The organism is Thermanaeromonas sp. (assembly GCF_021890735.1).
In the GTDB taxonomy this organism is placed as follows: Bacteria; Bacillota; DSM-521; order Neomoorellales; family Neomoorellaceae; genus Thermanaeromonas.
The window spans coordinates 1-2,719 of record NZ_JAKKUR010000137.1 but is presented as its reverse complement, the minus strand read 5'-3'; the positions used below and the strand labels follow the sequence as shown (position 1 = coordinate 2,719).

2 protein-coding genes are annotated in these 2,719 nt (G+C 53.7%); both read right to left on the bottom strand.

The annotated features are described in order from the left end of the window. A partial coding sequence (locus tag L5656_RS11200; RefSeq protein WP_297202968.1) for a S8 family peptidase occupies positions 1-974 on the bottom strand: 974 nt, incomplete at its 3' end. Positions 975-1,001: 27 nt separating this feature from the next. Further along, positions 1,002-2,603, bottom strand: coding sequence for a diguanylate cyclase domain-containing protein (locus L5656_RS11195; RefSeq protein ID WP_297202966.1), 1,602 nt, complete (start codon positions 2,601-2,603; stop codon positions 1,002-1,004). Between the last annotated feature and the right edge of the window lie 116 nt (positions 2,604-2,719).

The following is a 2,719-nucleotide window of genomic DNA, read 5'->3' as shown; positions in this document are numbered from 1 at the left end:
GCAGCCATGGAAGTCCCGCTCATAAACTGATACCGGCCGCCGGGATAAGTAGAAAGAATATTCTCCCCTGGTGCAGCCACGGTAACCTCTGGACCCCGGCTGCTGAACTCAGCCAAGGTATCCTGCTTTGTAGTGGCGGTAACAGCGATAACCCCGGGATAACGAGCAGGATACAAAACTTCTCCTTCTTTTCCCCCGTTGCCGGCAGAAGCTACTAAGAGGATCCCCTCTTTTAAGGCTACCTCCACCGCCTTTTTCAAAGCCAAGCTCTGGGAGTTGCTCCCCAAACTCATATTCACAATATGCATTTTATTCTTCACAGCCCATTCTAGCCCAGCCACAATGTCGGAAATATAGCCCCTTCCCCGGCGGTCCAGGATTTTTACAGCATAAATCTCGGCCTGGGGAGCCACCCCTATTACTCCTAAGTTATTGTAGGCAGCAGCTATAATCCCAGCCACATGGGTTCCATGACCGTTCCCGTCCCCTGCCGGGTATCCTGGAAATTTAAGGTTAACACGCTGCTTAAGATTCGGCTTTAAATCAGGGTGGGACGGGTCTACCCCCGTATCCAAAATGGCGATCTTTACACCTTCTCCCCTAGTCCGCCGCCAGGCTGCCGGAGCGCCAATGCGCTCCACTCCCCAGGGGATCTCTTCCCTTGCTAAGCTTGCAGGGCAAGGTAGGCCGCAGGTCTCCACTACCCCGTCATCCTCTAAAACCTCTACGTGTGGATGCTTGGCTAAAGCTTCTAATGTTTCTCTTTCGGGGGAAAACTCTGCCACCATACCGTTTATGAGGGGTAGATCCTTTACCACCCGGCCACCATGGGCGCTGACAGTCCGGTAACCCTCTTCCCGAGAAACCTCTGGAGAAAATATAATAATCTTTCGTTCCTTCGTCCCCGAGGTAAGAACCCGGCTAGCACCCCAAGCCAGGACCACCGTGTACCAGAGGATAAATAAAGGTAACACGGCCATTCCTCCCAGAAGTTTAGTCTTTTATATCTTATGTCTAGGATTGTGGGATGGATACTTTTTCAAAGGGAACAGCTTTAGAAAAATTTCCACGAAATGAGGATCAAACTGCTTCCCTGCACATCTTTTAATCTCTTCTAAGGCCTCCTCATGGGTTAAAGGACGACGGTAGGGTCTTTCCAATGTCATAGCATCATAAGCATCAGCTATAGCCAGGATGCGGCTCAAAATATGAATCTGATCTCCCTGTAAGCCCTGGGGATAACCCCGCCCATCCCAACGCTCGTGGTGCTGAAGGATATAAGGAGCTACCCGGGCCAGCTCCCCAGAAGAGAGGGCGATACGGTAGCCAACTTCAGGGTGGCGACGCACCTCTTCCCATTCTTCTTCTGTAAGAGGGCCAGGTTTTAATAAGATACTGGCCGGCACTGCCAGTTTGCCGATGTCGTGCACGTCTACCAAGAGGCGGAGGTTATCCATTTCTTCACGTGATAGACCCACCGCTTCTCCCAGCAGGCACGCTATCTCTTTCATACGTTCCGTATTGTGGAAGTCTTTCTCCTCTAAGGCTGCCTTGAGGGCGTGAATTACCGCTGACCGCGGGTCTCTCCCGCTGGCCAGCTTGTTCATATACATCGCATCGTCCGCTTCTTTGTAGAGTTCCCGCAGCGGGCGCGAAGCGTCTTCGGCCGTCGCCGCCCCGACGGAGATGCTTAAAGGAAGGTCCGGGTGCTGCGCAGTATCTCTTTCTGCAGTTTCAATTATACGCCTGGCCACTTCCTCGGCTGTCTTCCGGCCCGTCTGAGGCAGGATTATGGCAAACTCGTCTCCGCCAACCCGGGCCACCACATCAGAACCCCGGACACAGCTTGTGAGCACCTTTGCCGCACGGCGCAAAAGCTCATCGCCCTGCTCGTGCCCCAGCATGTCGTTGACTACTTTTAAACCGTCGAGATCGCAAAGAATAAGGCTGATGGGAAAAGAGCGGCTCTTTTCCAGCCGCCGCAGTTCTTCCTCGAAAAAGGCCCGGTTGTAAAGGCCGGTGAGGGCATCCCGCGTGCTCCAGCGCCTCAGTTCCTCTTCCATCTTCTTACGCTCGCCGATGTCCCGGATGCACTGTACCGCCCCGAGAAGGTTCCCCTTGTCGTCGCGAATTGGGGCCACAAGCGTCCAGAAGTGAAGCCCCTTCCCGCCGTAGGCAAAAGGGGCAAAACCTTCGCCGACAAGAATATGGCCCTTCATTTCGACTTTTTCATACTCCTGTTCCCACTCCTTGCCATTGCCGAGGAGAATATTGACGAGGATGGGCCTCCGTTTGCCGAAAAAGGGGACGGCGTAAGCGTAATCCCCTTTCCCCAGAATTTCTTCTTTCTTGACGCCTGTCACTTCCTCCATGGCCCGGTTCCACACCAGCACCCTTCCCTCGCGGTCAACGGCAAGAGTAGCATCCGGGAGGCAGTCGATGATCCTTTCAAGAAGATGTAGCCTCTCCACTAAGCCTTCTGATAGAACCCCGCTGCTGTCACTGAGCAGGAGTTCCAGAAGTCTTCTGGCCGCCCCGATTTTCTCCTCCGGTAGAGCATCCACCAGCCGGTGAAGATCTTCCCTTTGCTGGCCCGGGTTCATGCGCTCCGCCGTCTCCTTTGTGCACCTTTTTTAGGATTATTTTTTCTTTTTTGTTTCCCGCAAAACGGACCTGCAAGAGCTAAAAGCGGGGGCGTTGGGCTACAGGAGCAATCTAA

Excerpts from the sequence above, each read along its gene's own strand:
- L5656_RS11195 (WP_297202966.1), bottom strand. The coding sequence starts at position 2,603 with ATGAACCCGGGCCAGCAAAGGGAAGATCTTCACCGGCTGGTGGATGCT.